The sequence below is a fragment of the Agromyces badenianii genome (assembly GCF_003070885.1).
GTDB lineage: Bacteria > Actinomycetota > Actinomycetes > Actinomycetales > Microbacteriaceae > Agromyces > Agromyces badenianii.
This window is the reverse complement of record NZ_CP028913.1, coordinates 2,803,176-2,827,500: the sequence shown is the minus strand read 5'-3', so window position 1 is coordinate 2,827,500 and position 24,325 is coordinate 2,803,176. Positions and strand designations below refer to the sequence as shown.

At 70.7% G+C, this 24,325-nt stretch carries 28 protein-coding genes; 11 read left to right on the top strand and 17 right to left on the bottom strand.

The window, feature by feature from the left end; translation table 11 throughout:
* Window positions 1-16 precede the first annotated feature (16 nt).
* From purS to kynA, 5 genes are all read right to left on the bottom strand, one after another.
* Window positions 17-349 carry a phosphoribosylformylglycinamidine synthase subunit PurS gene (gene purS, locus DCE93_RS13295; RefSeq protein WP_165906043.1) on the bottom strand — a complete coding sequence of 111 codons (333 nt, stop codon included), beginning with the start codon at window positions 347-349 and terminating at the stop codon, window positions 17-19.
* 166 nt (window positions 350-515) lie between these two features.
* Window positions 516-920 carry a protein-tyrosine phosphatase family protein gene (locus tag DCE93_RS13290; protein WP_168186234.1) on the bottom strand — a complete coding sequence of 135 codons (405 nt, stop codon included), beginning with the start codon at window positions 918-920 and terminating at the stop codon, window positions 516-518.
* Between the two features lie 167 nt (window positions 921-1,087).
* Window positions 1,088-2,311: a kynureninase gene (locus DCE93_RS13285; protein ID WP_108596794.1), complete on the bottom strand. Its 1,224-nt coding sequence runs from the start codon at window positions 2,309-2,311 to the stop codon at window positions 1,088-1,090.
* Window positions 2,312-2,343: 32 nt separating this feature from the next.
* The gene (locus DCE93_RS13280; protein WP_108596295.1) at window positions 2,344-3,489 is read right to left on the bottom strand and encodes an amidohydrolase family protein; all 1,146 of its coding nucleotides are present in this window, start codon (window positions 3,487-3,489) and stop codon (window positions 2,344-2,346) included.
* A 2-nt stretch (window positions 3,490-3,491) separates the two neighbouring features.
* Entirely contained in the window at window positions 3,492-4,385 is an 894-nt protein-coding gene (kynA, locus tag DCE93_RS13275; RefSeq protein ID WP_108596294.1) for a tryptophan 2,3-dioxygenase, read from the bottom strand.
* 78 nt (window positions 4,386-4,463) lie between these two features.
* Here kynA and DCE93_RS14940 point away from each other — a divergent pair, with 78 nt between their 5' ends.
* Both DCE93_RS14940 and DCE93_RS13270 read left to right on the top strand, forming a co-directional pair.
* Entirely contained in the window at window positions 4,464-4,586 is a 123-nt protein-coding gene (locus DCE93_RS14940; protein WP_276329504.1) for a hypothetical protein, read from the top strand.
* Between the two features lie 171 nt (window positions 4,587-4,757).
* Window positions 4,758-5,357, top strand: a complete 600-nt coding sequence (locus DCE93_RS13270) for a TetR/AcrR family transcriptional regulator (RefSeq protein ID WP_168186233.1) — start codon at window positions 4,758-4,760, stop codon at window positions 5,355-5,357.
* Window positions 5,358-5,376: 19 nt separating this feature from the next.
* Here the strand turns inward: DCE93_RS13270 and DCE93_RS13265 are convergent, their stop codons facing one another.
* The 3 genes from DCE93_RS13265 to purD all read right to left on the bottom strand — a co-directional run bounded on the left by DCE93_RS13265 (window position 5,377) and on the right by purD (window position 8,696).
* Window positions 5,377-6,219, bottom strand: a complete 843-nt coding sequence (locus tag DCE93_RS13265) for a VOC family protein (protein WP_108596292.1) — start codon at window positions 6,217-6,219, stop codon at window positions 5,377-5,379.
* Between the two features lie 118 nt (window positions 6,220-6,337).
* On the bottom strand, window positions 6,338-7,291 hold the full coding sequence (locus DCE93_RS13260) for a phosphoribosylaminoimidazolesuccinocarboxamide synthase (RefSeq protein WP_108596793.1): 954 nt from the start codon (window positions 7,289-7,291) through the stop codon (window positions 6,338-6,340).
* A gap of 67 nt (window positions 7,292-7,358) precedes the next feature.
* A complete protein-coding gene (gene purD, locus DCE93_RS13255; protein WP_108596291.1) occupies window positions 7,359-8,696 on the bottom strand; it encodes a phosphoribosylamine--glycine ligase in 1,338 nt (445 codons plus the stop codon).
* Window positions 8,697-8,814: 118 nt separating this feature from the next.
* On the opposite strand from purD, the gene DCE93_RS13250 reads away from it, so the two are divergent.
* From DCE93_RS13250 to DCE93_RS13240, 3 genes are read left to right on the top strand one after another with little or no spacing between them, the layout of a single operon-like run.
* Window positions 8,815-9,387 carry a signal peptidase II gene (locus DCE93_RS13250; RefSeq protein ID WP_244284179.1) on the top strand — a complete coding sequence of 191 codons (573 nt, stop codon included), beginning with the start codon at window positions 8,815-8,817 and terminating at the stop codon, window positions 9,385-9,387.
* Window positions 9,388-9,435: 48 nt separating this feature from the next.
* Complete coding sequence (locus tag DCE93_RS13245; RefSeq protein WP_108596792.1) at window positions 9,436-9,819, top strand: sterol carrier family protein; 384 nt, start codon at window positions 9,436-9,438, stop codon at window positions 9,817-9,819.
* Window positions 9,820-9,867: 48 nt separating this feature from the next.
* Window positions 9,868-10,239 carry a potassium transporter Trk gene (locus tag DCE93_RS13240; RefSeq protein ID WP_244284178.1) on the top strand — a complete coding sequence of 124 codons (372 nt, stop codon included), beginning with the start codon at window positions 9,868-9,870 and terminating at the stop codon, window positions 10,237-10,239.
* A 47-nt stretch (window positions 10,240-10,286) separates the two neighbouring features.
* Here the strand turns inward: DCE93_RS13240 and purF are convergent, their stop codons facing one another.
* From purF to DCE93_RS13225, 3 genes are all read right to left on the bottom strand, one after another.
* Window positions 10,287-11,744 (bottom strand): amidophosphoribosyltransferase, encoded by a 1,458-nt coding sequence (purF, locus tag DCE93_RS13235; RefSeq protein ID WP_108596289.1) that lies wholly within the window; start codon window positions 11,742-11,744, stop codon window positions 10,287-10,289.
* Window positions 11,745-11,869: 125 nt separating this feature from the next.
* A complete protein-coding gene (locus tag DCE93_RS13230; RefSeq protein WP_108596288.1) occupies window positions 11,870-12,304 on the bottom strand; it encodes a PaaI family thioesterase in 435 nt (144 codons plus the stop codon).
* Between the two features lie 25 nt (window positions 12,305-12,329).
* Complete coding sequence (locus tag DCE93_RS13225; protein ID WP_108596287.1) at window positions 12,330-12,941, bottom strand: zinc-binding alcohol dehydrogenase; 612 nt, start codon at window positions 12,939-12,941, stop codon at window positions 12,330-12,332.
* A 69-nt stretch (window positions 12,942-13,010) separates the two neighbouring features.
* On the opposite strand from DCE93_RS13225, the gene purM reads away from it, so the two are divergent.
* Both purM and DCE93_RS13215 read left to right on the top strand, forming a co-directional pair.
* A complete protein-coding gene (purM, locus tag DCE93_RS13220; protein ID WP_108596286.1) occupies window positions 13,011-14,114 on the top strand; it encodes a phosphoribosylformylglycinamidine cyclo-ligase in 1,104 nt (367 codons plus the stop codon).
* Window positions 14,115-14,129: 15 nt separating this feature from the next.
* Window positions 14,130-14,888 carry an LLM class flavin-dependent oxidoreductase gene (locus DCE93_RS13215; RefSeq protein WP_244284177.1) on the top strand — a complete coding sequence of 253 codons (759 nt, stop codon included), beginning with the start codon at window positions 14,130-14,132 and terminating at the stop codon, window positions 14,886-14,888.
* A 104-nt stretch (window positions 14,889-14,992) separates the two neighbouring features.
* Here DCE93_RS13215 and DCE93_RS13210 read toward each other — a convergent pair whose 3' ends face one another.
* On the bottom strand, window positions 14,993-15,196 hold the full coding sequence (locus tag DCE93_RS13210; protein WP_056654186.1) for a DUF3073 domain-containing protein: 204 nt from the start codon (window positions 15,194-15,196) through the stop codon (window positions 14,993-14,995).
* Between the two features lie 216 nt (window positions 15,197-15,412).
* Here DCE93_RS13210 and DCE93_RS13205 point away from each other — a divergent pair, with 216 nt between their 5' ends.
* The gene (locus DCE93_RS13205; RefSeq protein ID WP_108596284.1) at window positions 15,413-16,588 is read left to right on the top strand and encodes an NAD(P)-binding domain-containing protein; all 1,176 of its coding nucleotides are present in this window, start codon (window positions 15,413-15,415) and stop codon (window positions 16,586-16,588) included.
* Between the two features lie 96 nt (window positions 16,589-16,684).
* Here DCE93_RS13205 and DCE93_RS13200 read toward each other — a convergent pair whose 3' ends face one another.
* Together DCE93_RS13200 and DCE93_RS13195 are read right to left on the bottom strand one after the other, a co-directional pair.
* Entirely contained in the window at window positions 16,685-17,125 is a 441-nt protein-coding gene (locus DCE93_RS13200) for a DUF1801 domain-containing protein (RefSeq protein ID WP_108596283.1), read from the bottom strand.
* 9 nt (window positions 17,126-17,134) lie between these two features.
* Window positions 17,135-19,225: an APC family permease gene (locus tag DCE93_RS13195; RefSeq protein WP_244284176.1), complete on the bottom strand. Its 2,091-nt coding sequence runs from the start codon at window positions 19,223-19,225 to the stop codon at window positions 17,135-17,137.
* A gap of 218 nt (window positions 19,226-19,443) precedes the next feature.
* Here DCE93_RS13195 and DCE93_RS13190 point away from each other — a divergent pair, with 218 nt between their 5' ends.
* Window positions 19,444-20,043: a hypothetical protein gene (locus DCE93_RS13190; RefSeq protein WP_108596282.1), complete on the top strand. Its 600-nt coding sequence runs from the start codon at window positions 19,444-19,446 to the stop codon at window positions 20,041-20,043.
* Window positions 20,044-20,145: 102 nt separating this feature from the next.
* The gene (locus tag DCE93_RS14935; RefSeq protein WP_168186232.1) at window positions 20,146-20,877 is read left to right on the top strand and encodes a copper resistance CopC family protein; all 732 of its coding nucleotides are present in this window, start codon (window positions 20,146-20,148) and stop codon (window positions 20,875-20,877) included.
* Window positions 20,878-21,015: 138 nt separating this feature from the next.
* Here DCE93_RS14935 and DCE93_RS13180 read toward each other — a convergent pair whose 3' ends face one another.
* The 3 genes from DCE93_RS13180 to DCE93_RS13170 form a co-directional block, all read right to left on the bottom strand.
* On the bottom strand, window positions 21,016-21,531 hold the full coding sequence (locus DCE93_RS13180; protein WP_108596280.1) for a GNAT family N-acetyltransferase: 516 nt from the start codon (window positions 21,529-21,531) through the stop codon (window positions 21,016-21,018).
* A 113-nt stretch (window positions 21,532-21,644) separates the two neighbouring features.
* Entirely contained in the window at window positions 21,645-22,289 is a 645-nt protein-coding gene (locus DCE93_RS13175; RefSeq protein ID WP_108596279.1) for a PadR family transcriptional regulator, read from the bottom strand.
* Window positions 22,286-23,176: a DUF4097 family beta strand repeat-containing protein gene (locus DCE93_RS13170; protein WP_108596789.1), complete on the bottom strand. Its 891-nt coding sequence runs from the start codon at window positions 23,174-23,176 to the stop codon at window positions 22,286-22,288. Before DCE93_RS13170 ends, DCE93_RS13175 begins: the two co-directional genes overlap by 4 nt.
* A 309-nt stretch (window positions 23,177-23,485) precedes the next feature.
* Between DCE93_RS13170 and DCE93_RS13165 the strand changes: the two genes are divergently transcribed.
* Window positions 23,486-24,244 (top strand): MerR family transcriptional regulator, encoded by a 759-nt coding sequence (locus DCE93_RS13165; protein WP_108596278.1) that lies wholly within the window; start codon window positions 23,486-23,488, stop codon window positions 24,242-24,244.
* Window positions 24,245-24,325 lie beyond the last annotated feature (81 nt).

Here is a 24,325-nt window from a genome sequence, read left to right as displayed (position 1 = left end):
CGATCGCCCCCGGGCCTCAGTGGGTCTCGCCGGCGGGAGCGCCGAAGCCGTCGTCGGTGACGGATGCCGCTTCGGACGCCTCTTCGGCGAGCTCCGCGTTCGTCACCTCGTAGTGGATGCCCACGACGTCTTCGATGACGCCGTTCGAGAGGATCTCCTCGGCGATCTCCTTGACGCTCGCCTTGAGGGCGTCGTCGATGGGACCGTCGACGGTGAGTTCGAATCGCTTGCCGATGCGCACGCCGCTGAACCCGGTGCGACCGGTGCGGGCGAGGGCGCCGGCGACGGCCTTCCCCTGGGGGTCGAGCAGTTCGGCTTTGGGCATCACGTCGACGACGATGGTGGGCACCGAGGTTCTCCGTCCGGTGTGGGGAGGTGGATGCCTCGATTCTACCGGGCGGCCGTGGCGGCGGGACATCCGTGGCCGACGGTGCGCATCGGGTCTACGGGCGAACGACCCGGCCGCGTCGTCGGCGGCCGGGTCGTCCTTCGTCCGTATTCGGCAGATCTGGCCGTCAGCGGCGCGAGATGGCCTTGACCACCAAGCTGATGCCGACGAGCGCCGCAGCGCCGACGGCGATGACGAGGCCCGGGTTCTCCCGATACTTCGCCTTGACATAGCTCACGCCGTCGTCGGCGATCTCCTTCGCGCTCGAGAGGGCGGCGCTCGCCTGCCCCCCGACCGCGTCGGCTGCGCCGCCGGCCGTGCCCTTCAGGTCGCGGAACCCGGCGGCAGCCTGCCCGGCGGACTGTGCCGCCGTGTCTCCGAATCGCTCGCCGGCGGACTTCACGTCTCGCGCGCCGTCCGCCGCGATGTCGGTCATTCGCTTCGCGGTGTCGCGAGTCGTCTCGGCCGCTCGGTTCGCCGCGTCCTGTGCGGCGTCCTTGGCGTCATCGATGTTCCGGTCGGTGTCCGTCATCATTGCTCCCTTCGCCGGTGATCGAGTCATCGTACGCTCGACGCCTCGAAGCCCCCCGGATCGGCCGATGGGCTTGCCACCGGTGCGCAGGGCTGCTAAAGCGACGCGACGAGACGCGCTCGATGCCCCCACGCGGTGCCGGCCGGCAGCGCCGGGGCGGGTGGCCCCTACGCGAGCCCCGCTCGCTCGAGCAGCACCGTCTTCAGCACGTCGCGGGTCGCCGCGAGTCCGCGGTGCACCTCTTCGAAGCTCGTCGAGAGCGGCGAGAGTCCGATGCGCAGGCCCCCGGGGTCGCGGTAGTCGGGAATGACGTCCTGCTGCCAGAGCCGCGCGGTCACCTCGCGCATGGCGCCGTGGTGGAGGGTGACGTGGCTGCCGCGCTCCTCGGCGTCGGCGGGGGAGGCGAGTGTGACGCCGAGCGGGGCGAGCCAGTCGTCGGCGAGGGTGATCGCGTACTCGGTGAGCGCGATCGACTTCTCGCGGAGGGCGGGCATGCCGGCCTCCTCGATCATCGCGAGCGTCTCCTCCATCGCGAGCATGCCGACGATCGGCGCTGTGCCGGAGAGGAAGCGGCGGATGTCGGGCACCGGTTCGTACTCCGGCCCCATCGCGAACATGTCGCTCGTGCCCCACCAGCCCTGGATCGGTTGCACGAGCACCTCCTGCAGGTCGTCGCGCACGTAGGCGAAGGCCGGCGACCCGGGGCCGCCGTTCAAGTACTTGTAGGTGCATCCGACCGCGAGGTCGAAGCCCCACAGGTCGGCCTTCACGGGAACCGAGCCGGCCGAGTGGCAGAGATCCCAGAGGATGAGCGCGCCGGCGTCGTGCGCGATGCGGGTGAGCTCGGGGGCGTCGGCGAGGTAGGCCGATCGGTAGGCGACGTGCGAGACGACGACGAGCGCCGTCTCGGGGCCGACGGCCTCGGCCAGCTGCTCGGGCGTCACGCCCGCCGAGGTGTCGACCTCGATCCAGCGCAGCCGCATGCCGCGCTCCCGGGCGATGCCGTCGAGCACGTAGCGGTCGGTCGGGAAGTTGTCGGTGTCGACCACGATCTCGCGCCGAGCAGGGCTGCGGGCGAGCTGGGCGTCGACCGCCGCACGAGCGAGCTTGTAGAGCAGCACGGTCGTCGAGTCGCCGATGATCGTCTGCCCGGCCTTGGCCTCGATGACGGCCCGGCCGATGCGGTCGCCGATCTCGGTGGGCATCTGCAGCCACGCCTCATCCCAGCCGCGGATGAGCCGCCCGCCCCAGTCGTCGCGCAGGAACCGCTCGACGCGCTCGATCGCCGACAGCGGCGGCCGGCCGAGCGAGTTGCCGTCGAAGTAGACGACGTCGGTCTCGGCGTCCGCGAATCGCTTGCGATAGTGGGCGAGCCCGTCGGCGCGATCCATGCGGCGGGCGAAGGCGAGATGCTGGTCGAGGGTCACCTGGACTCCAAGTCATCGGTTCGGATGAGGGTTCGGTCGGGGGAGCGGCCGTCGTCGTGCGGCTCGAGGTCTTCGATGGGCGAGAGAGCGGCGGCGGCGAGCCAGCCGGGAAGCTCCGCGACGTCGGCGGGCGCATCCCCGGGCACGAACGTCGCCACCGCGGAGCCCGCCGAGCTCGCCCAGCCCCCGTGCTCATCGCCGGGCGAAGCCGCGAGCGCGTCGGATCGCGACGAGAAGGGCGCGCGGTCGAGGGAATCCGGCGTGGAATGACGCGTTCGCGCGGGCCAGGGGTCGGTCAGGGCCTCGATCAGCGCGGCCGGCGAGAGGCCCGCGTCGAGCAGCAGTGCGAGTTCGGCGGGGTTCACGCCGAGCGGCTGGTCGCCGTTGCCGAGGTCGGTGCCGTAGAGCACCCGCCCGCCGGCGGCATGGAAGCGCGCCAGGTTGTCGACGGCGATGCGGGCCTCGGGCGTCTGCTCGCCGTACCCGGCCACGAAGAGCGTCGAGATCCAGCGTTGCCCCGCCGCGACGGCACGGGCGATCACCGCGTCGTCGAGCCGCTCGGTGAACGGCGTGTGGGCGAAGGCGTCGACGCCCGCGTCGATCGCGAGCCGCGACATCCCATCGCCTTCGACGTGGGCGACCACCGGCACCCCCGACGCGTGCGCGGCCGCGACGATCGAGCCGAGGGTCGCGGCGTCGAACACCGGCCCGGCCGCCGAGTTGAGGGCGACCTTGATGACGGATGCCCCGAACGCGAGCTGCTCGGCCACCGCCGTCTCGGCGGCGGTCGGCAGGGCGGCGCGCGCGTCGCCCCGTTCGGCGCCGATCTCGCGGGCGCTGCCGGGCGCCGCCCACGGCCGCCCGACCGGATACCCGCCCGGTGCGGTGAGGAAGCTGCCCGCGAAGGCGACCCGCGGCACGCCGCTGCGACGGGCGTACGTCGAGATCGAGTCGAGCGGGCCGCCCAGGTCGACGACGCCGGCGAGTGCCGTCTCGCGCAGCGCATCGGGCCCGATGATCATGAGGTGCACGTGGTGGTCGATGAACGGCGGCAGCATCGTGCCGGCCTCGCCCGCACGCTCGCCGCACATCGAGCGCCGCACGGGTTGTGCGAGCGGTCCGAGATCGAAGCGGCCGGGCATCGTCAGCCCGGGATCTCCGTGCGCACGGCGTACAGCTCGGGGAAGAAGGTGAGGTCGAGGGCCCGGCGCAGGAACGTCGCGCCGCTCGAACCGCCGGTGCCGGTCTTGCCGCCGATGATGCGCTCGACGGTCTTCAGGTGGCGGAACCGCCAGAGCTGGAAGTTGTCTTCGAGGTCGACGAGCTCCTCGCACGTCTCGTACGCGGCCCAGTGCTCGGAGGTGTCGGCGTAGATCTTCGCGAAGACGGGCACGAGCTCGGGCGCGAAGGTCCACGCCTCGGTCACGTCGCGCTCGAGGATCGAGGCCGGGATCGGGTAGCCCGCACGTGCGAGCAGGCGCAGGAACTCGTCGTAGAGGCTCGGCGATTCGAGCGCGTGGCGGAGGATCGCGCTCGCCGCGGCATCCGACTCGAAGACCTGCATCATCTTCGCGTTCTTGTTGCCGAGCACGAACTCGACCGCGCGGTACTGGTACGACTGGAAGCCGCTCGCGTTGCCGAGCACGCCGCGGAACTGCGCGTATTCGGCGGGCGTGAGCGTCGCGAGCACGGACCACTGCTCGGTCAGGGTCTTCTGGATGTGCTTGACGCGTGCGATGCACTTGAGCGCACGCGCGAGCTCGTCGGCCCGCAGCAGGTCGCGCGCCGTCTCGAGCTCGTGCAGCACGAGCTTCAGCCAGAGCTCGGTGGTCTGGTGCTGGATGATGAACAGCAGCTCGTCGTGGTGCTCGGGCCGCGAGATCGGCCGCTGCGCCGAGAGCAGCGTCGGCAGGTCGAGGTACCCGCCGTAGCTCATGCGATCGCTGAAATCGGTGACGACGGATGCCTCGATCGTGCGGGTGTTGGCTTCGACGCCGTCGACCGCGCCCTCGCCGGGTTCGGTTGGCTCAGTAGTCACGGCTCCAGCCTAGCCACGGGGCGCCCCGGCGACGGGTGAGCTGGTCAGGCGCTCTTCGCGCTCGCCGGGTCGGAGGCCGTGACGGGAGCTGTGACGGAGGCGGGCGCGGGGGTCGTGGCGGCCCAGCTCGGCGCGGCCCAGCCGCGCGGCATCCCACGTCGTGTGCGGCTCGAAGCCGGCGCGGCGGGCATCCTCGGATGAACCGGTTCGATGCCTGCCGCGCCGCGGTCCCTCTTCCCCTCGAGGGAGCCGGTCGTCGATCCTCGGGTAAGCGGAGACGACCCTCCGAATGATACTCGCCCGCGAGCGTACAGTGGGAGGGTGAGTCCGCCAGCACCGATCCGTCGCGACGCGCGACGTAATCATGAGAGATTGCTCGGCGAAGCGAGGCGTCTCTTCGCCGAGCGGGGCATCGATGCGCCACTCGATGAACTCGCGGCACGGGCCGGCGTCGGCGCCGGCACCGTGTATCGCCATTTCCCGAACCGCGACGCGCTCGTACGCGAGCTCTACGACGCCGCCGTTGCCGAGCTGCACGATTTCGCGCCCGAGATACTCAGGGCCGAGACCGGCTGGCGGTCCGTCGAGCTCTACCTCGAGCGGCTCGGCGCCTGGCTCGCCGATTCGCCGTACCTGCCCCTGGTGATGCGGCGGGTCGCCGAGCTCGATCCCTCGTACCGGCCGGGCGCCGAGTTCGAAGCGGGGATCAACGGCCTCGTTGCACGCGCGCAGGCCGAGGGGACCCTCCGCGCCGACGTCACGGCGGTCGACCTCAGCGTGCTCGTCGACATGCTCGGGTCGCTCGGGCAGTACGGCCACCAGTACCTGCCGTTCTGGCGGCGGCAGCTCACGATCGTGCTCGACGGCCTCAGGGCGCGACCCGGCACGACGCCGATGCCCGTGCCCGGGCAGGAATTCGCGGCCTTCCACGACATGTCGCACGCGAAGGGCCCGAAGCCCGTCTCGAGCTGACGGGCCGGCTCGAATCGCGTCAGCCCGCGGCGCGCACCTCGACGAGGTTCGCCCACGGGTCGTCGAACGCGAGGCTGCGGCCGTCGTCGCGCGTCGCGACGCGGAAGTGCGACATCCGCTCGCCGAGCGCGCCGAGGTCGTCGGCGCCCGGCACGACGATCTCGACCTTGCCGAGCCCGAGCGCGAGGCCGCGACGACCCGCTCCCCGGCTGTTCCACGTGTTCATCGCCATGTGGTGGTGGTAGCCGCCCGCCGAGACGAACAGTGCCTGGTCGCCCATCGCCGCCGTGGTCGCGAAGCCGAGCCGCTCGACGTAGAACTCGCGAGCGCTCGCGACGTCGCCGACCGCGAGGTGCACGTGACCGACCACGGCGTCGCCCAGTCCGGCGCCGGATGCCGCGGCATCCGCCCCGCCCTCGGTCAGGTGCTCGCGCAGGTACGCGTTGGGGTCGAGCTGCAGGGTCGCCATCTCGACGGTGCCGTGCACCCAGCTCCACTGCGAGCGGTCGCGGTCGAAGTACAACTCGACGCCGTTGCCCTCGGGGTCGGTGAAGTAGAAGGCCTCGCTCACGAGGTGGTCGGCGCTGCCGGTGAAGGTGCCGGGATGCTTCGAGGCGACCGAGTAGATCGCGGTCGCGAGCGCCTCGCGGGTGTCGAAGAGGATCGCGGTGTGGAAGAGGCCGGCGTCGCGCGGGGAGGCGTGTCGAAGCTCGGGCGCGTGCTCGAGGATCACGATCGGCGTGCTGCCGCGGCCGAGCACGGCCGTCGGCCCGTCGTGGCTGAGCAGTTCGAGGGTGACGCCGTCGCGGTAGTAGCGGATCATGGCGTCGAGATCGCCGACGCGCAGCGTCACGGCGCCCATGCCGGTGTCCGCGGCGAGGAGGCCGGTGCCGCCGGGCTGGCCATTGGTTGTAATCACAACTAATAGTAACCTCGGTCGACCCGACGGTATTCCGGCGTCAGTCGCCGGTCGCCGGTCGTCAGTCGCCGGTCGTCAACCGCTCGAGCAGCTCGCGATACCGTGCGGCGGTCTGCTCGACGATCTCGTGGGGGAGCGTCGGCGGCTCCTCGGAGACCTCGGGGTCCCAGTTCGCGGCGAGCCAGTCGCGCACGATCTGCTTGTCGAAGCTCGCCATGCGCAGCTCGGGCGTCGCGGCCGTGGCGTACGCATCGGCATCCCAGTAGCGGCTGGAGTCGCTCGTGAGCACCTCGTCGGCGAGCGTCACGATGCCGGTCGTACGGTCGGCTCCGAACTCGAACTTCGTGTCGGCGAGGATGAGGCCGCGGGCCTCGGCGATCACCGACGCCCGGGCGAAGATCTCGAGCGAGAGCTCGCGCAGCTGCGCGGCCACGACCTCGCCCACGAGTTCGACGGTGCGCTCGTACGAGACGTTCACGTCGTGCTCGCCCAGCGGGGCCTTCCAGGCGGGCGTGTAGATCGGCTCGGGCAGGCGGTCGCCGTTCTGCAGCCCCTCGGGCAACGGCACGCCGCCGATGGCGCCCGTCTCCTGGTACTCCTTCCAGCCGCCGCCGGTGAGGAAACCGCGCACGACGCACTCGACGGGGAACATGTCGAGCGTGCGGCAGAGCGTGCCGCGATCGGCGAACTCGGTCGGCACGCCGGGCAACTCCAGCGCCTCGAGCCGGTCGTCGAGCGGATGAGCCAGGTGGTTCGGCACTTCGGGCAGGCGGTCGAACCACCAGCGCGTGAGGCTCGTGAGCATCGCGCCCTTGCCCGGGATCGCGGGCGAGAGCACCCGGTCGAAGGCGCTCACCCGGTCGGTCGCGACCACGAGCACGAGCGGGGAGAGGCGCAGCGGGTCGCCGGTCCAGGTGTCGTCGTCGTCGAGCACCTTGGTCGGCACGTACAGGTCGCGCACCTTGCCCGAGTAGACGTGGGTCCAGCCGGGGTAGGCCCCGTTGTGGTTCGTCATGATGTCCTCCGGGATCGGCAGCGGCATTCGCGGATGTCTCGACCGTACTCGCGCACGGTCGGCGCCGTCAGCCGGCGACGCGGGCCGCGATGTCGGTGCGGTACTGGCCGCCCTCGAGCCGCAGGTGCCCGAGTGCCTCGTACGCGCGGCGGCGGGCCTCGGCGAAGTCGTCGCCGACGGCGACGACGTTGAGCACGCGGCCGCCCGTCGCGATGAGCGGCAGCTCGTCGGTGCCGGCTGCGATCGCTGCGCCGATCGCGGTCGCGGCGTGCGCGAGATGAACGCCGGGCACGGATGCCGCGGCCTCGATGCCCTCGATCGGGCGCCCGGTCTCGGGCGACTCGGGGTAGCCCTCGCTCGCGAGCACGATCGTGACCGCGGCATCCGCCCGGAACTCCGGACGCGGCAGCGACCCGAGCCCGCCCGTTGCGGCGGCGTAGAGCAGGCCCGACAGCGGGGTGTCGAGGCGGGGGAGCACGACCTGGGTCTCGGGGTCGCCGAAGCGCGCGTTGAACTCGATCACGCGGATGCCGCGCGAGGTGAGGATGAGGCCGGCGTAGAGCAGCCCGATGAACGGCGTCTGCTCGGCCGCGAGCCGGCGCACGGTGGGCAGCGCGATCGTCTCGATGACCTCGTCGACGAACGCCTGCTCGCTGCCGAAGCGGCCACCCCGGCCGTCGGCGGCGTCGGCGAGCCACGGCAGCGGCGAGTACGCGCCCATGCCGCCGGTGTTGGGGCCGGCATCGCCGTCGAGCAGGCGCTTGTAGTCCTGCGCGGGCGAGAGCGGCAGCACGTTCGTGCCGTCGGAGAGCAGGAAGAGCGAGACCTCCTGCCCGTCGAGGAACTCCTCGATGAGCACCGGCCCCTGCTGCAGGTAGTGGGTGGCGTGGGCGACGGCGGCGGCGCGATCGTCGGTGACGAGCACGCCCTTGCCGGCCGCGAGGCCGTCGGCCTTGACGACATACGGGGCGCCGAACTCGTCGAGCGTCGCCTCGACGTCGTCGAGGGTCTCGGCGAGGTTCGCACGCCCCGTCGGCACGTCGGCGGCCTGCATGATTCGCTTCGCGAAGGTCTTCGAGCCCTCGAGCGCGGCGGCGGCCTTGCCCGGCCCGAACACGGCGATGCCGCGCGTGCGCAGCGCGTCGGCGACGCCCGCGACGAGCGGGGCCTCGGGGCCGATGACGACGAACTCGATGTCGTTGTCGAGCGCGTAGTCGGTGACGAGCCCGGGGTCGGTCGGGTCGAGCGCGATGGACGTCACGCTGCCGCGGGCCGACGAGGTGCGGGATGCCGCGATGCCCGCGTTGCCGGGGGCCGCGATGATCTCGTGGCCGGCCTCCTCATCGAGGAGCGCGAGGATGATGGCGTGCTCGCGCGCGCCCGAGCCGAGGACCAGGATTCTCACCGGTTCAGGCTACCGCGTCGGGCCGCGCCGAGACGTCCGGTTGCGGTCGCCCGGTCGGCGGGTGAGCGTGCGCCGACGGCACGCGCGGTCGCCCGGCCGGGCTGCGAGAATGGTGCGGGTGAGCTCAGACACCAGCGACGCGCCCGAACCGGCCGGCAGTGAGGGCGCGCGCTCGAGCGCGGGCCCGCGGCCCGCCGCCGGCGGCCATCGCCTGTTCTGGTGGGTGCTCGGCATCGCCGCGCTCGTCGTGCTCGTCGACCAGGGCAGCAAGTGGTGGGCCGAGACCGAACTCGGCGACGGCGGCACGGTGCCGGTGATCGGCGAGCTCATCCGGTTCGTGCTCGTCTACAACCCCGGCGCCGCGTTCTCGATCGGCGCCGAGTACACGTGGGTCTTCGCGATCCTCGCGGGGGTCGGCGCGATCGCCCTCGCCTGGTTCGCCTGCCGGGTCGGCTCCGTCGGCTGGACCATCGCACTCGGGCTGCTGCTCGGCGGCGCGATCACCCATCTCGGCGATCGACTGTTCCGCGAGCCCGGTTTCGGCCGCGGCCACGTCGTCGACTTCATCGGCTACGGCGACCTCTTCATCGGCAACGTCGCCGACATCGCGATCTTCGCCGGCGCCGTGATGATCCTCGTGCTGACGCTCATGGGCATCGCACCGAAGGGCGGGCGCACGAGCGAGGCCTGATCGCCTCGCGCCGCACGAGAAGCCGGCGCCGATGGCAGAATGACCGGCATGGCACGGGTGAGGATCAGCGACGAGATAGGCCGAGCGGCGGTGACCGTCGTGCAGACGGTGACGGCCGACGGGGCGGAGGCCGCGGCATCCGTCGACCGTTCGACGCTCGCGCTCGCGGTGCGGTACACGCTGCAGCTGCTCGCCGAGCAGGCGCCCGGCGGCACGGTCGAGGTGCGCGTGCCGCCGTTCGGTGCGGTGCAGTGCATCGAGGGGCCGAAGCACACCCGCGGCACCCCGCCGAACGTCGTCGAGACGGATGCCTCGACCTGGCTCGCCCTCGCGACGGGCGCCCTGTCGTGGACCGACGCTCGGGCGACGGGCCGCGTTCACGCCTCGGGTCAGCGCGCCGAGCTCGCCGACGTGCTCCCGATCGTCGGCTGAGGCGAAGCTCCCGTCGTCGACGGGGTGAAGGTGCGGGACAATGGAAGGGTGACCGACCACTCGAACGCCTCCGATCCCGACGAGTTCCGCGACGAGCTCCGCGCCGACGTGGCCCGCGCCGTGCCGCTCGAGACCGAGGTCGCGCGAGACACCGTCACGGTGCGGCGCGCCCCGAAGTACTCGCGCTTCCTCACCCTCGGCGCCCTCCTCGGCGCCGTCGTGGCGCTCATCCTCACGGTCGCGTTCCCCGACAACGACGAGTTCGACAAGGGGCAGGTGTTCGGCTTCCTGCTGCTCGCCTGCGCGACGGTGGGCGTCGCCCTCGGCGCCGTCGTGGCGCTCCTCATCGACCGTGCCTCGGCCCGGCGGGCGAAGGCCGTGACGGCGGAGCACGAGACGATCCACCCCGTCGACGAATAGTCGTCGAGCGCGCGCCGGTCGACGCGAACGGATGCTGCGGCATCCGCTCAGGAGAGCTGCGTGCGCTCCACCCAGCCGAGGTACTCCTCGGTGACCGTGCCCGTGACGTACTCGCCCGTGAAGCACGACAGGTCGAGCTTCTCGATCGAGGTGCCCTCGGTGATCGCGGCCTGCAGGTCGGCGACCTCTTGGTAGATCATGTGGTCGGCGCTCAGCTCCGAGGCGATCTCGGGGAGCTTGCGGTCGTAGGCGATGAGCTCCTGACGGCTCGGCATGTTGATGCCGTAGACGTGCGGGAAGCGCACCGGCGGGGCGGCCGAGGTGAAGGTGACCTTGTTGGCGCCCGCCGCGCGGGCCATCTCGACGATCTCCTTCGAGGTCGTGCCGCGCACGATCGAGTCGTCGACGATGAGGATGTTCTTGCCCTTGAACTCGGTGCCCATGGCGTTGAGCTTCTGGCGCACCGAGCGCTTGCGTTCGGCCTGGCCGGGCATGATGAAGGTGCGGCCGACGTAGCGGTTCTTGTAGAAGCCCTCGCGGTATTCGATGCCGAGCTTCTGCGCGACCTGCATCGCGGCCGGGCGGGATGAGTCGGGGATCGGCATGACGACGTCGATGTCGCCCTTGTCGACGTGCGTCTCGATGGTCGTCGCGAGCCGGTCGCCCATGCGGAGTCGTGCCTCGTAGACCGAGATGCCGTTCATGATCGAGTCGGGACGGGCGAGGTAGACGTACTCGAACGAGCACGGCACGAGCTGCGAGTTCTTCGCGCACTGCCGCGAGATCATCTCGCCGTCGAGGCCGATGAAGATGGCCTCGCCCGGGTGCACGTCGCGCACGATCTCGTACCCGCCCGACTCGAGCACGAGCGACTCGGATGCCACGACCCAGTCGTCGCGACCGTTGTCGGCGGTGCGGCGGCCGAGGATGAGCGGGCGGATGCCGAACGGGTCGCGGAAGGCGAGGAGCCCGTAGCCGGCGATCAGTGCGATGACCGCGTAGGAGCCCTCGACGCGCTCGTGCACGTGCTCGACGGCCGCGAAGATCTGGTCGGGGTCGAGATCGAGCCCGGTGATCTGGCCCTGCAGTTCGGTGGCGAGCACGTTCAGCAGCATCTCGGTGTCGCTCGTCGAGTTCACGTGCCGGCGGTCGATGCGGAAGAGGTCTTCAGACAGCTCGCGGGTGTTCGTGAGGTTGCCGTTGTGTACGAGCACGATGCCGTACGGCGCGTTCACGTAGAAGGGCTGCGCCTCTTCTTCGCGCTCGGCTGCGCCCTTCGTCGTGTAGCGCACGTGGCCGAGGCCGATGTTGCCGATGAGCGAGCGCATGTCACGCGTGCGGAACGCCTCTCGCACCTGCCCGCGCGCCTTCGCGATGTGGAAGACCGAGCCATCGGCCGTGGCGATGCCGGTGGAGTCCTGACCGCGGTGCTGCAACAGCAGCAGGCTGTCGTAGATCTGCTGGTTGGCCGGTTCAGTGGAGACGATGCCGACGATGCCGCACATGCGAGCGATGGCTCCTCGAAGGTGGGGAAAGTGTCCGAGCAGGACGTATCAATCCTCGCATACGCGCGCGTGTGAGCCGTCTGTACAGGTTCGGGTGCTCAGATGAGCGGATGTCGGCGTCGGACTCAGTATTCCGACGGCTTCGCGAGCACGGCCATGGTGCACCGCGAGACGCACACGAGCTTGCCCGCGGCATCCGTGATCTTGATCTCCCAGACCTGCGTGGTGCGGCCTCGGGTGAGCGGCGTCGCCTCTCCGTAGACCCAGCCGTCGGCGACCGGGCGCACGTGATTGGCGTTGATCTCCATGCCGACGCAGTAGTTCGCGTCGGCGTCGACGGTGAAGCTCGAGCCCCAGCTCGCAAGGGTCTCGGCGAAGGCGACGGATGCCCCGCCGTGCAGCACCCCGCCGGGCTGCCGGGTGCGGTGGTCGACCGGCATGCGCCCCTTCAGCGAATGCCCGGTGAGCTCGGTCATCTCGATGCCGAGGGCGCGGATCAGGGTGTCGTCGCAGCGCGAGTTCGCCCACTCCACGGAGGGCTCGCCGAACCAGATGCTCATGCGGTCGAGTCTGGCACGCGGAACCTCACGCGAGTTCGGCGATGATCGGGTGCATGGCGTCGTCGAACGCCGAGGCATCCGCTCGCAGCGAGTCGGTGACCGCGACGGTCATCGCACCGATCCACCAGACGCCTGGCGCGGTGAACGGGATGACCTCGACGTTGAGTTCGAAGGAGTGCGCCCGGCGGCCGACCTCGCGTTCGTGCTCGGCGATCGTGCCGGCGTACGCGCGGTAGGAGTCGCCGCGGCGCGACGCCGAGGCGTTGCGGTAGCCCTCGTGCGCCCAGGCGGCCCACGCCCGTGCGGCCTCGGCGTGCGGCACGATGGCGGCGGCGAGGGCCTCGGCTTCCGAGGTCGGCAGCGCGACGTCCGTCTCGAAGGCGTCGACGAGTTCGAGTGGAACGAGCGACGGATGCGCCTCGGGCTCGACGGTCATCGCCCACCACGCGCGCCACTGCCGCTCGAGCAGGTCGTGTTCGTCGATCTCCAGCCGCTCGCCGACGGGCCCGACATCGCGGAGGCGCGGCAGCTCGACCGGCGAGGCGATCGCGAGCACCTCGCGCAGGTAGAGCGCAAGGAGCACCGGGCGACTCGCGTTCTCACGGATCACCCACGATGGCGTGCCTTCCGGCTGCATGGCAGTATTTTAGCCCTCGTCGCGTTCATCGGCACGGTTCGGCGCGCGGCGCGCGAGTACGCTTGACGGGTGACCTCGAACTCGTCCTATGCCGCTGCCGGAGTCGACACGCGAGCGGGTGATCTCGCCGTCGAACTCATGAAGGCGGCGGTCTCCGCGACGCACGGACCGAACGTGCTCGGCGGGGTCGGCGGCTTCGCCGGTCTCTTCGATCTCTCGTTCGCCAAAGACTACGCACGCCCGCTGCTCGCGACCTCGACCGATGGCGTCGGCACGAAGATCGCGATCGCGCAGGCGCTCGACAAGCACGACACCATCGGGCAAGACCTCGTGGGCATGGTCGTCGACGACATCGTCGTGGTCGGCGCGAAGCCGCTCTTCATGACCGACTACATCGCCTGCGGCAAGGTCGTTCCCGAGCGCATCGCCTCGATCGTCTCGGGCATCGCCCGTGCATGCGCCGAGACCGGCACGGCACTCGTCGGCGGCGAGACCGCCGAGCACCCGGGCCTCATGGGCGCCGACGACTACGACGTGGCAGGGGCCGCGACGGGCATCGTCGAAGCCGACCGGCTGCTCGGCGCCGATCGGGTTGAGTCGGGCGACGTCGTCATCGCGATCGAGTCGAGCGGCCTGCACTCCAACGGGTTCTCGCTCGTGCGCAGTATTCTTCGGCAGGCCGAGATCGACTACGTCGATCGGTCTGATGAGCTCGGCTCCTCGTGGGGCGAGGCGCTGCTCGAGCCCACTCGCCTCTACACGGGCCAGCTCGTCGAGCTGCTCGCCGGCCCGCACGGCGACGCGGTGCACTCGCTCTCGCACGTCACCGGCGGCGGCATCGCCGCGAACCTCGCTCGCGTGCTGCCGCTCGGCTCGTGGGTCGAGCTCGACCGCTCGACCTGGTCGCCGGCCCCCGTCTTCCGCGTGCTGAACGACCTCGCCGGCACGACGCTCGAGTCGACCGAAGGCACCTGGAACCTCGGCATCGGCTTCTTCGCCGTCGTGCGAGCGGATGCCGCGGCATCCGTCGTCTCGGCACTCGGCGCCCTCGGACTGCCGGCCTGGCAGGCCGGAACGGTGACCGTCGGCGACCGCGACCTCGCGGGCTTCGAACAGGGCGCCAAGGGCGTCGACGGCGGCGCCGTGCGGCTCGTCGGTTCGTACGCGGGCTAGCCGGAACGCGGCATCATGCGCACCCCGGTCTCGATCGGTCTCATCGGCTCCACCGGCGACGAGGTGATGCGCGCACTCGCGCCGCGCATCGAGCGGCTCGGGTTCAACGCGCTGTGGCTCAACGACGTGCCCGGCGGCGACTCGCTCGCCGGACTCCGTGCGGCCGCCGGCGTCACCGAGACGCTCGGGCTCGCGACCGGGGTGATTCCGCTCGACCGCCGGCCGGCCACGACGCTCGACCTCACCGGGCTCCCGGTGGATCGGGTGACGATCGGCATCGGTTCGGGTCGTGCGCGGCATCCGCTCGCCCTCGTCGAAGACGGCATCGCCGCGCTTCGGGAGTCGACTGGCGCCTCGATCGTCGTGGGTGCACTCGGGCCGCGGATGCGCCGGCTCGCGGCCGAGCAGGCCGACGGCGTGCTCTTCAACTGGCTGACGCCCGAGGCCGCCGATCCGGCGATGGCCGACCTTCGCGCCGCTGCCGGCGATCGAGCCGCCCGCGGCATCCTCTATGTGCGCACCATCGTCGACCCCGCCGCGCGTGCCGAGCTCGAGCAGGAAGCTGAGCGCTACGGCGCGTTCCCGTCGTACGCGGCGAACTTCGCCCGTCTCGGCATCCGCGCGATCGATGCGACGCTCGACGGGCCGGCCGGTCTCCCGGACTACGACGGCGTCGTCGACGAGATCGTGCTTCGTGCCATCACGCCGACCGGGTCACTCGCCGAGCTCGAACACTTCGTCGAGACGGCGGCCGGGTGGCGCGACGCGGTCTAGCGACACGCGCATGTCACACAGCGTCATGGTTCGGTATCGTCGAGGCTCGGCCTCAGACGGGTGCGTCGAACGCTGGGAAGGAGGTTCGGTGACGAGAGCGGCGTCTATGCGCGCTGTTCGTCACCCGCGACATAGGTGTCGTCATCGTCGGCGGCATACTCCGCCCACTTCGACGCCTCTTCGCTGTACTCGTCATGCGGCGAGCTCGTAAGCTCGCGCTCAAGCGCGTTGTAGTCGGTGTTCGGGCTGAAGTACTTCAGCTCCCGAGCGACCTTGGTGTGCTTGGCTTTCTGACGGCCGCGCCCCATGCGTGACCCCCTTACGACATCTGGCCGGGTGGGATGTGTTCTTCACCCGGCGCTCATCTGATAAATGAATTCGTCCGACCGCCAGTTTAGCACCGCCGTCGAGGCGCTTCGGCGTCCTCCACAGGGCGGACCGAGGCCGTGTGCGCGGTCGGTGTGCGCGGGCGCTCGGCTCGCTTGCTGCACGTACACAGCAACCCATGCTGAGATTGTCAGGTGATGACGAGCCCCGAACGCGTGAAGGTCGTGGTGATCGGCGCCGGGCAGGCCGGCTTGTCGGTCGCCTTCTATCTGCGCCGGTTCGAGCTCGTGGCAGATGAGGACTTCGTCATGCTCGACCGCGCGCCCGGCCCGGGCGGCGCATGGCAGCACCGATGGTCCTCGCTTCGGCTCGGCACCGCGCATCGGGTCAACGACCTGCCCGGCATGGCGGAGCTGGGCCTCAGTTTCGACACCGCCGACCGCAACCTGCCCGCGAAAGAGGTCGTCGCCGACTACTACGACCGGTTCGAACGGCATTTCGACCTGCGAGTGCGGCGCCCGATGAACGTGCGCCGGGTCTCCAACGACGGGGTCGACCTGCTCGTGCGCTACGAAGACCTCGCCCCGCAACCGCTCGAGGAGCAGAAGGCCGCCCGTGGCCTCTTCGGGCGACGCCGGAAGACCTTCGAAGAGCCGGCAGCGCCGTCGGTGCCCCAGCATGAGATCTCGGCCCAGTTCCTCGTGAACGCGACCGGCACCTGGGGGTCGCCGTTCGTGCCGTACTACCCGGGCATGGCCGAGTTCGCCGGCCGGCACGTGCACACCTCCGACTACACCGACGCCGAGGACTTCCGCGACAAGCACGTCGTGGTGGTGGGCGGCGGCACGTCGGCCATCGGCTTCATGCTCGAACTCGAAGAGGTCGCGGCCGGGCTCACCTGGGTGTCACGGCGCCCGATCGACTGGCTCGACCGGCAGGAGCTCGACCTCGAAGGGGCATCCGCCGCCGTGGCCACGCAAGACGAGGCCGCACGCTCGGGCCGCGCCCTGCCGTCGATCGTGAGCGGCACCGGAGTGCCCAGGAGCCGCCGCATCGCCGCGGGCATCGAACGCGGGCTGCTCGTCGCGCGGCCGATGTTCGATCGCATCGAGGGCGACCGGGTCGTCTGGGACGGTGACGAGTCGGGCATGGCGCGCGCCGACGTGATCATCTGGGCCACGGGATTCCGCCCCGACCTGCGGCACCTCGCGCCGTTGAAGCTGCGCGAGAAGACCGGCGGAATCACGGTCGGGCAGGGCGCCGCGTGGAACGACCCGCGCATCTTCCTCGCCGGCTACGGACCCCAAGCCTCGACGATCGGCGCCAACCGGGCGGGTCGCATGATCGCGCGGCAGATCATGGCGATGCTCTAGCGACTGAGCGAGAACAGGAACCGGGCGCACGAGATGGCCGGAGCCACCTGATTCCGTCGCCGTCCCGGCGTGTCCGCCTGTTGCGGCGCGTGCGCGTCAGTCTGCCGAGCCGCCGTCGCGGGCGCGCTGACCGAAGGTGCCGTCGGTCACCGTCTGGTACGAGTCGCGCACGATGCTCTCGAGCACGCCGAGGTCGACGTCGTCGAGGTTCTTCAGGTAGAGGCATCCGACGCCCGTCGTGTGCGGGCCGAGTGCTGCGAGCTTCTCGGCGTGCGCGCCGATGCCGTCGGCGAGGTACACGGTCGATGCGGCCTTGCGCGGCGAGAACCCGGCGGCCGGGGCGTCGCCCTCGCGGCCGCTCGCATACGCGTAGTGGTACGCGCCGAAGCCCACGATCGACGGCCCCCAGAGGTGCGCCGGCTCGCCGGTCACGCGCTGCATCAGGGCGAGCAGCGTCGCTGCGTCGCGCCTGCGCACCGGATGCGCCACCCCGTCGAGGAACTCGCGCACCGCGGCATCCGTCGCCTCAGTGGCCATGGACCGATGCTACCGCTTCGGCTTCTGCGCGCTCTCGGTGATCGGACGCCGCGGCACCGGGCGCACGGGCTCGCCGCGGCGATCCTGGCCGGGCAGCGGCCGCGAACGCCGACCGTAGAGCAGGTCGGAGGAGTCGAGCAACCACGGCACGAGGGCGACCGTGACGCCGTGCACGAGGAGCAGCTTCTGGCGGACGCGCCTGGCCTTGTGGTTGTGCAGGAGGTTCTCCCACCAGTGGCCCACGATGTACTGCGGCATGTACACCGTGACCACCTCGGATCCGTGCTCCTCGCGACGCGCCTTGATGTACTGGATCAGCGGGTGGCTGAGATCGCGATACGGCGAGTTCAGGATGCGCAGCTTCACGTGGATGTTCTGCTTCACCCAGTCCTTCTTGAGGCGCTTCGTCTCCTCGTCGTCGAGGGAGACGTGCACCGCCTCGATCGAGTCGTGCCGGGCGGCGATCGCGTAATCGAGCGCCTTGAGCGTGGGCTTCTGCATGCGGCCCACGAGCACGACCGCGTGGTCGCCGGTCGCGCCGAACGTTGTCGTCGGGTCGACCTCGATCTCCTTCTCGACGTCGCGGTAGTACCGGTTCACGCCCATCATCAGGAAGAACAGGATCGGCATCAGCACGAACACGATCCACGCGCCATGGGTGAACTTCGTGATCGTGACCACGATGAGCACCACCGCCGTCATCGCCGCGCCGATCGCGTTGATCACGAGGGCCCGCCAGATCGCGCCGCGGGAGAGCGGTTTCACGTCGTCGACCTGCTTCGCCCTCGGCTGCGCGGGGCGGCCAGGCGCGCGCAGCGCCCGGATCCAGTGCCGCACCATGCCCGTCTGGCCGAGGGTGAAGGAGACGAAGACGCCGATGATGTAGAGCTGGATCAGCACCGTCAGGTTCGCCTGGAAGATCAGCAGGATGAGGGATGCCGCGAGCGCGAGGATCACGACCCCGTTCGAGTAGATCAGGCGGTCGCCGCGCGTCGACAGCGACTTCGGCGCGTAGCCGTCGCGGGCGAGCACCGAGCCGAGCAACGGGAATCCGTTGAAGGCCGTGTTGGCCGCGAGCAGCAGCACGAGCGCGGTCGCGGCCTGGATCACGTAGAAGAAGACCGTGGCGTCGCCGAACGTCGCCGCGGCGACCTGGGCGATGAGGCTGCGCTGCGGTTCGGTCGCGCACTCCGTCCAGCCGATGAGATGACAGGGGTTCTCGGCGTAGTGCACTTGCGAGATGAGGGCGAGCACCGTGAGGCCTGCGAAGAGCACGATCGCGATGCCGCCCATGAGCACGAGCGTCATCTGCGCATTGCGCACCTTCGGCAGCCGGAATGCCGGCACGCCGTTCGAGATGGCCTCGACGCCCGTGAGGGCGGAGCATCCGCTCGCGAAGGAGCGAAGCAGCAGGAGGATGATGCCGGCCTGGGTCAGCGACTCCGCCTCGACGCCGAACGTCGCCGACTCGGCGACCGGGGGATCGCCGAGGAAGGTGCGGGTGAGGCCGACGACGACCATCACGAAGACGCTGGCGATGAACAGGTAGGTCGGCACGGCGAACGCCTTCGACGACTCCGAGACGCCGCGGAGGTTGATGGCCGCGAGGATGATGACGAACAGGATCGCGATCTCGACCCGGAACGGGTTCAGCTCGGGGATCGCCGAGATGATGTTGTCGACGCCCGAGGCCACCGAGACGACGACTGTCATGACGTAGTCGACGAGCAGCGCCGAGGCCACCACGAGACCGGCCTTCTCGCCGAGGTTGCGGTGCGCCACCTCGTAGTCGCCGCCACCCGAGGGGTAGGCGCGGATGAGCTGGCGGTAGCTCGCGACGACGGTCACGAGCAGCACGATGACCGCGAGCGCGACCCACGGGGCGAAGCTCAGGAACGCGAGTCCGCCGACCATGAGGATCATGAGGAGTTCCTGCGGCGCGTACGCCACAGAGGAGAGCGGGTCGCTCGCGAAGATCGGCAGGGCGAATCGCTTCGGGAGCAGTTGTCCCTCGAGGTGTTCGGTCGGGAGCGGGTCGCCGATGATCCAGTGCTTCGGCGACTTCAGTTCGGCCGGCGGGGTGTCCGCCTCATTCGTCACGGCGGTTGACACTACTCCTGCGCCGCCCGGTGTCAAGTGCGAACGTCATGAAGTGTTGGATGCCCCGTGGCAGGGGTCACAGGGCGGGGCACGGGGTTGGTCGCGCGGCGGGTCACGGGCGGCTCGCGGGGCGGTCGGGCGGCCGCCGTGGCCGGGGTCAGGAGCGCCTTGTAGAGTTGTGGCGATTCCTCGACCCTTCGACCCCTTGGGGGCATGACGTGAACCGTGCGGCGCAGCTTGCGCGTGGCTCGGCCACCGCTCTGGTCGCCGTGTTCCTCGCGGCGTTCTCGCACGGGGTCAGCGGGGGCGAGGCCCCGGGCTGGGTCGGCCTGGCGCTCGCCGGCATCGTCGCCCTCGCGGCATCCGTCGCCTTCGTCGGCCGGCGCTCGACCCCGCTGGGCACCACGCTCGCGGTGATCGTCAGCCAGGGCGCGTTCCACCTGCTCTTCGGGGTCGTGGCGGGCGCGCCGACCGGTTCCTTCGTCGAGAGCGGCGCCGGCCATCATCAGACCGTCACGTTCGTCGCCGCCGCTGCGAGCGCTTCGCACCCGCACACCGAGATCGCCATGCTCGGCGGGCACGCGCTCGCCGCGGCGCTCACCGTCGTGTACCTGCTCGCCGTCGAGCAGGCCGCGTGGCGGGCGATCGGCACCGCTGCACGACGTTTCGTGCTGCGGCTCTCGTCGCACCTGCGGCCGGTCGCGCTCCCGCTGCCGGGCAGCCGGCCCATCGAGGCGCCGGCGCCGCGGCTTCGGTCGAGGCTCCGGTTCACCGCCTTCCGGTACCGCGGACCGCCGTTCCTCCTCGTCTCCGCGTAATCCCGCCGACCGGCGGAACCCAGAGATTTCCGGATGCCTCGTGGCGCGCCTGTGCGCGATCGCCGCGCGACCCGGACCCGAGGAGAAGGACTCCCCATCGCAATGACCATCGCAACCACCGTCGACCGGCCGACGACCCGAACCACTCGCCTCCGCACCATGGTGCTCGCCGCGGCGGCACTGACCGTCGCCGCAGGCATCACCCTCGCCGGCGCGGCGCCCGCCTTCGCGCACGACGAACTCATCGGCTCGAGCCCCGAACCCGGGCAGGTCTTCGACGCCGCCCCGAGCGAGGTCGCGCTCGACTTCTCGAACGACATCATCGAGGTCGGCACGGCCGTCGTCGTGGTCGATCACCACGGCGAAGACGTCGCCGTCGGTGAGCCCGTGATCGCCGGCCCGCGCGTGACCGCATCGCTGCCCGCCGACCTCGAGGGCGAATACCAGGTGCGCTGGCGAGCCGTCTCGAGCGACGGCCACCCGATCGAGGGCACCATCGATTTCGGCGTGGGTGACGGCGCCACCGGCGTCTGGACCGAACAGCCGCCGCACGACGACGCGGCAGCTGAAGACGGCGACCACGCCGACAGCGGTGACGAAGGCGGCGAGCACGAGGGCGAGCACGCCGAGACGCTCGACACCGCCGCCGGCGGGCCCGACGGATGGGCCGTTGCGGGCTTCGTCGTCGGCGGGCTCGGCATCCTCGCGCTCATCGCCGCGATCATCGTGAACGCGAAGCGCAAGAGCGCCGGCCCCGGGGCGGGGCCGCGCGACGGAAACGGTGCCGGCGACGGCACGGGCGACGGCACGGGTTCCTCGGGCGGCACGGCCTGAGCTGACGGCGCCGGCTGAGGCGCGCGGAGGCCCGCTACGCGGAGGCCGCGTAGCGCGGACGCTCTGCGCGGAGGCCAGCTACGCGGAGGCTCCCTACGTACGGGCCCGCTGTGCAGAGGCCCGCTGTGCAGAGGCCCGCTACGCGCGAGCGAGCGGTTCGAGGTCGACGACCCAGTCATTGGTCTGCAGCACCAGACCGGGCTTCACCTCGAACCGCTCCTCGCCGAGCAGCCGGAAGCCGGCCTTGCGGCAGACGGCGTTGGACGCGGGGTTGTCGACCCGAGGGTAGGCGTGCACCGGCAGCGACTCGCCGGCGGAGCGCGCCGCCTCGAGCATCGCGATGACCGCGGCGGGGGCGATGCCCTGGCCGCGGTACTCGGCCTCGACCGACCAGCCGGCCTCGAGGGCGGGCTCGCCGTGGGATTCGTGCTGCCAGTAGCCGACGATGCCGACGCCTTCGGGATGACCTTCGATCACGATGCGGAACTGATGGGCCGTGCCCTCGCGCTGCAGCCGGAGGTAGCGCTCGTGGCGGGCGAGCACCTGCTCGTCGTTCTCGGGGCCGCCGAGCTGGTCCATGAGCTCAGGGGTGTTCGCACGGTGCAGCAACTCGAGATCGTCTTTCGACCACGCGCGCAGTTCGATGTCGGGCATCTGCCCATGCAAGCACCGCCCGCCGACACGCGGGCCGGAGCCGGCCGGAGCGCGCCGGAGCGGGCAGGCCGAATGGGCGACGCCCCGGGTGAGGCGCCGCCCGGCTCGCACCTTCAGTGCTCGGGGAGCGTCGCCAGCACGTCGGCTCGCACCTGGGCGAGGCGCGCCTTCAAGAGCGTGACCGACTCGGGGGTGACGCGTCCGCGGTTCGCCTGCGTGCGCAGATCGGTGCGCAGCTGCTGGCGGAACTCGCTCAGCACGAGGTCGGCCTCATGCACCGCGCGGCTCGTCTCGACGCGGGCGTCGCCGCCCCAGCCGGTGGTGGAGGTGCCGCCCGCCGTCGACGCCGAGGTCTTGGTCGCCGACCGCTTCGCTTCGCGGGCCGCGCTCGCGAGCTCGGCCCTGAGGGAGCGCATGGCGTCGTTCACCTCGGCCCGCACGCCATCGGCGAGACGCCGCACCGAGTCGGTGACCTCGTTCTCGATCGCGTCGAGCTCGGGCCGGCGTGCCTCGAGTTCGGCGCGACCGGCATCGGTGATCTCGTAGACGGTCTTGCGACCGTCGGTCGATTTCGAGACCAGGCCCTCTTCTTCGAGCTTCGACAGGCGGGGGTAGATCGTGCCGGCGCTCGGGCTGTACGTGCCGCCGAAACGCTCGGAGAGCGCCTGGATCAGCTCGTAGCCGTGGCGCGGCTGTTCGTCGAGCAGCGCGAGCAGGTAGAGGCGCAGACTCCCGTGCGCGAAGACCGGCGGAGTCATGCGGATGCCTCGTCGCCCGAGCCCGAGGAGCTCGCCGCGTCGCCGTGGCTCGCGCCAGCGGCATCCGTCGCCCTGCTGCCCGCGGGCTCGCGGTGCATGACGGAGATCGAGCCCGACACGCTGTTCGCGCCGAGGTCGAGCCACTGGCCGGCGAGTTCGCCGGTGGTGCGCTCGAAGCCCTTGCCGAGCATGCCCTTGATGGTCGTGTCGTCGAGCAGCACGGTGCCGCCGACGGTGTTGATGCGGTAGCGCGCACCCGAGCCGGGGGCGAAGCGCACCGTCAGGTCTCCCGACACGGTGTTGGCGTCGACCCGGTCGGGTGTGCCGTAGGCGTCGAGGATCATGTTGCCCGACACCGTGTCGGCGTTGAACGAGCGCACGTCGCCGGTGGCGACGACATCGCCCGACACCGAGTGCGCGGTGATGCGGCCGGTGTGGTTGCCCGCCGACACCTCGCCCGAGACGGTCGAGAGCTCGACGTCGCCCTCGTGGTTGTCGAGCACGAGGTCGCCCGAGACGGTGTTGAGTTTCGCGTCGCTCGTGAAGCCCGAGATGAGCGCGTCGCCTGAGACGACGCCGAGCTTCAGCACGATGTGCCGCGGCGCGAGGATCGAGATCTCGGCCTTGGCCTGGCCCATGAACCCCTTGAAAACGTCGATGAAGTTGTCCCACCGGAGCTGCGGGTGGTCGATCTCGACGGCATCGCCGTCGACCTCGATCTTGAGGTCTTTGCCGGTCACGTTCGAGATCTCGATGCGGGCGCCGGGCTCGTCGTGCGCGATCACGTCGACCTTGCCGCCGATCAGGCTGACCTTGAGCTTGCGGACCAGTTCGAGGTCGATGACCCGGCTCTCGCCGGGGTTCACGACCCACTTCTCGATGGACATGCCGTGCTCCTTCTGTTGCCGTTGCGTCACGCGAGGTGGATGCCGCGGCATCCGCTGCCCTCGAAATCCGGGTCGCGATATATCGCGAGTTCTGATGAGGACACGATATATCGCGTTTGCGCCCGACGCAAGTCGCCCATTCCGGCGGATATACGATCCGGCGCGCCGGGAGCGGCTCGATCGGCGCGGGGTGGCGGATCGTATATCCGCCGGAAGGACAGGGCGGCGGCACTTGACATTGACGCGGCGTCAAGCTTTACCGTTCCAGACGTGGGCACGACCGCCCGATCACGAGAGAGGAGCCACGCCGTGGACTGGTCGATCCAGGAGATCGCGAAGCTCGCCGGCACGACGAGCCGCACCCTGCGTCACTACGACGACATCGGGCTGCTCGCGCCGACGCGCGTCGGCTCGAACGGGTACCGCTACTACGACGACGGCGCGCTCGTGCGCCTGCAGCGCATCCTGCTGCTGCGCGACCTCGGGCTCGGGCTCCCCGCGATCGGCGAGGTGCTCGACCGCGAGGGGAGCGCCGGGCATGCGCTGCGCAGCCACCTCGAGTGGTTGCGCAGGGAGCAGCACCGACTGGCGCGGCAGATCGCGTCGGTCGAGCACACCATCGGAGCACTGGAAGGAGGTGAACGACTCATGGCGGAGAACATGTTCGACGGCTTCGACCACACCCGGTACAGGGAGGAGGTCGAGGAGCGGTGGGGCGAAGACGCGTATGCGAAGAGCGACGCGTGGTGGCGCTCGATGAGCGCCGACGAGAAGACGGCCTGGCAGCAGCGCCTGTCGCAGCTGAACCGCGACTGGATCTCGGCGCACGAACGCGGCGTCGACCCCGCGGGCGACGAGGCGCAGGGGCTCGCGCAGCGGCAGTTCGAGTGGCTGCGCGGCATCCCGGGCACGCCCGGCGGCGGCAGCGCGGGCCCGACGAAGGAGTACTTCCTCGGCCTCGCCGAGATGTACGTGGCCGACGAGCGCTTCGGCGCGAACTACGGCGGCCAGGCGGGTGCCGGGTTCGTGCGCGACGCGATGACGGCCTACGCCGAGCGCGAGCTCTAGGCCCTGCGCGTCGGAGGCAACGGGTTGCGTCGGAGGCAACGGATCCGTTGCCTCCGACGCGCTTCGTTGCCTCGGGCGGGG

Excerpts from the sequence above, each read along its gene's own strand:
- DCE93_RS13290 (WP_168186234.1), bottom strand. The coding sequence starts at position 920 with ATGACGGACACCGACCGGAACATCGATGACGCCAAGGACGCCGCACAG.
- DCE93_RS13285 (WP_108596794.1), bottom strand. The coding sequence starts at position 2,311 with ATGGATCGCGCCGACGGGCTCGCCCACTATCGCAAGCGATTCGCGGAC.
- DCE93_RS13280 (WP_108596295.1), bottom strand. The coding sequence starts at position 3,489 with ATGCCCGGCCGCTTCGATCTCGGACCGCTCGCACAACCCGTGCGGCGC.
- DCE93_RS13265 (WP_108596292.1), bottom strand. The coding sequence starts at position 6,219 with ATGGGCGCCGTGACGCTGCGCGTCGGCGATCTCGACGCCATGATCCGC.
- DCE93_RS13260 (WP_108596793.1), bottom strand. The coding sequence starts at position 7,291 with ATGACGAACCACAACGGGGCCTACCCCGGCTGGACCCACGTCTACTCG.
- DCE93_RS13245 (WP_108596792.1), top strand. The coding sequence starts at position 9,436 with ATGGCACGGGTGAGGATCAGCGACGAGATAGGCCGAGCGGCGGTGACC.
- purF (WP_108596289.1), bottom strand. The coding sequence starts at position 11,744 with ATGTGCGGCATCGTCGGCATCGTCTCCACTGAACCGGCCAACCAGCAG.
- DCE93_RS13230 (WP_108596288.1), bottom strand. The coding sequence starts at position 12,304 with ATGAGCATCTGGTTCGGCGAGCCCTCCGTGGAGTGGGCGAACTCGCGC.
- DCE93_RS13225 (WP_108596287.1), bottom strand. The coding sequence starts at position 12,941 with ATGCAGCCGGAAGGCACGCCATCGTGGGTGATCCGTGAGAACGCGAGT.
- DCE93_RS13215 (WP_244284177.1), top strand. The coding sequence starts at position 14,130 with ATGCGCACCCCGGTCTCGATCGGTCTCATCGGCTCCACCGGCGACGAG.
- DCE93_RS13210 (WP_056654186.1), bottom strand. The coding sequence starts at position 15,196 with ATGGGGCGCGGCCGTCAGAAAGCCAAGCACACCAAGGTCGCTCGGGAG.
- DCE93_RS13205 (WP_108596284.1), top strand. The coding sequence starts at position 15,413 with ATGACGAGCCCCGAACGCGTGAAGGTCGTGGTGATCGGCGCCGGGCAG.
- DCE93_RS13200 (WP_108596283.1), bottom strand. The coding sequence starts at position 17,125 with ATGGCCACTGAGGCGACGGATGCCGCGGTGCGCGAGTTCCTCGACGGG.
- DCE93_RS14935 (WP_168186232.1), top strand. The coding sequence starts at position 20,146 with ATGACCATCGCAACCACCGTCGACCGGCCGACGACCCGAACCACTCGC.
- DCE93_RS13180 (WP_108596280.1), bottom strand. The coding sequence starts at position 21,531 with ATGCCCGACATCGAACTGCGCGCGTGGTCGAAAGACGATCTCGAGTTG.
- DCE93_RS13175 (WP_108596279.1), bottom strand. The coding sequence starts at position 22,289 with ATGACTCCGCCGGTCTTCGCGCACGGGAGTCTGCGCCTCTACCTGCTC.
- DCE93_RS13170 (WP_108596789.1), bottom strand. The coding sequence starts at position 23,176 with ATGTCCATCGAGAAGTGGGTCGTGAACCCCGGCGAGAGCCGGGTCATC.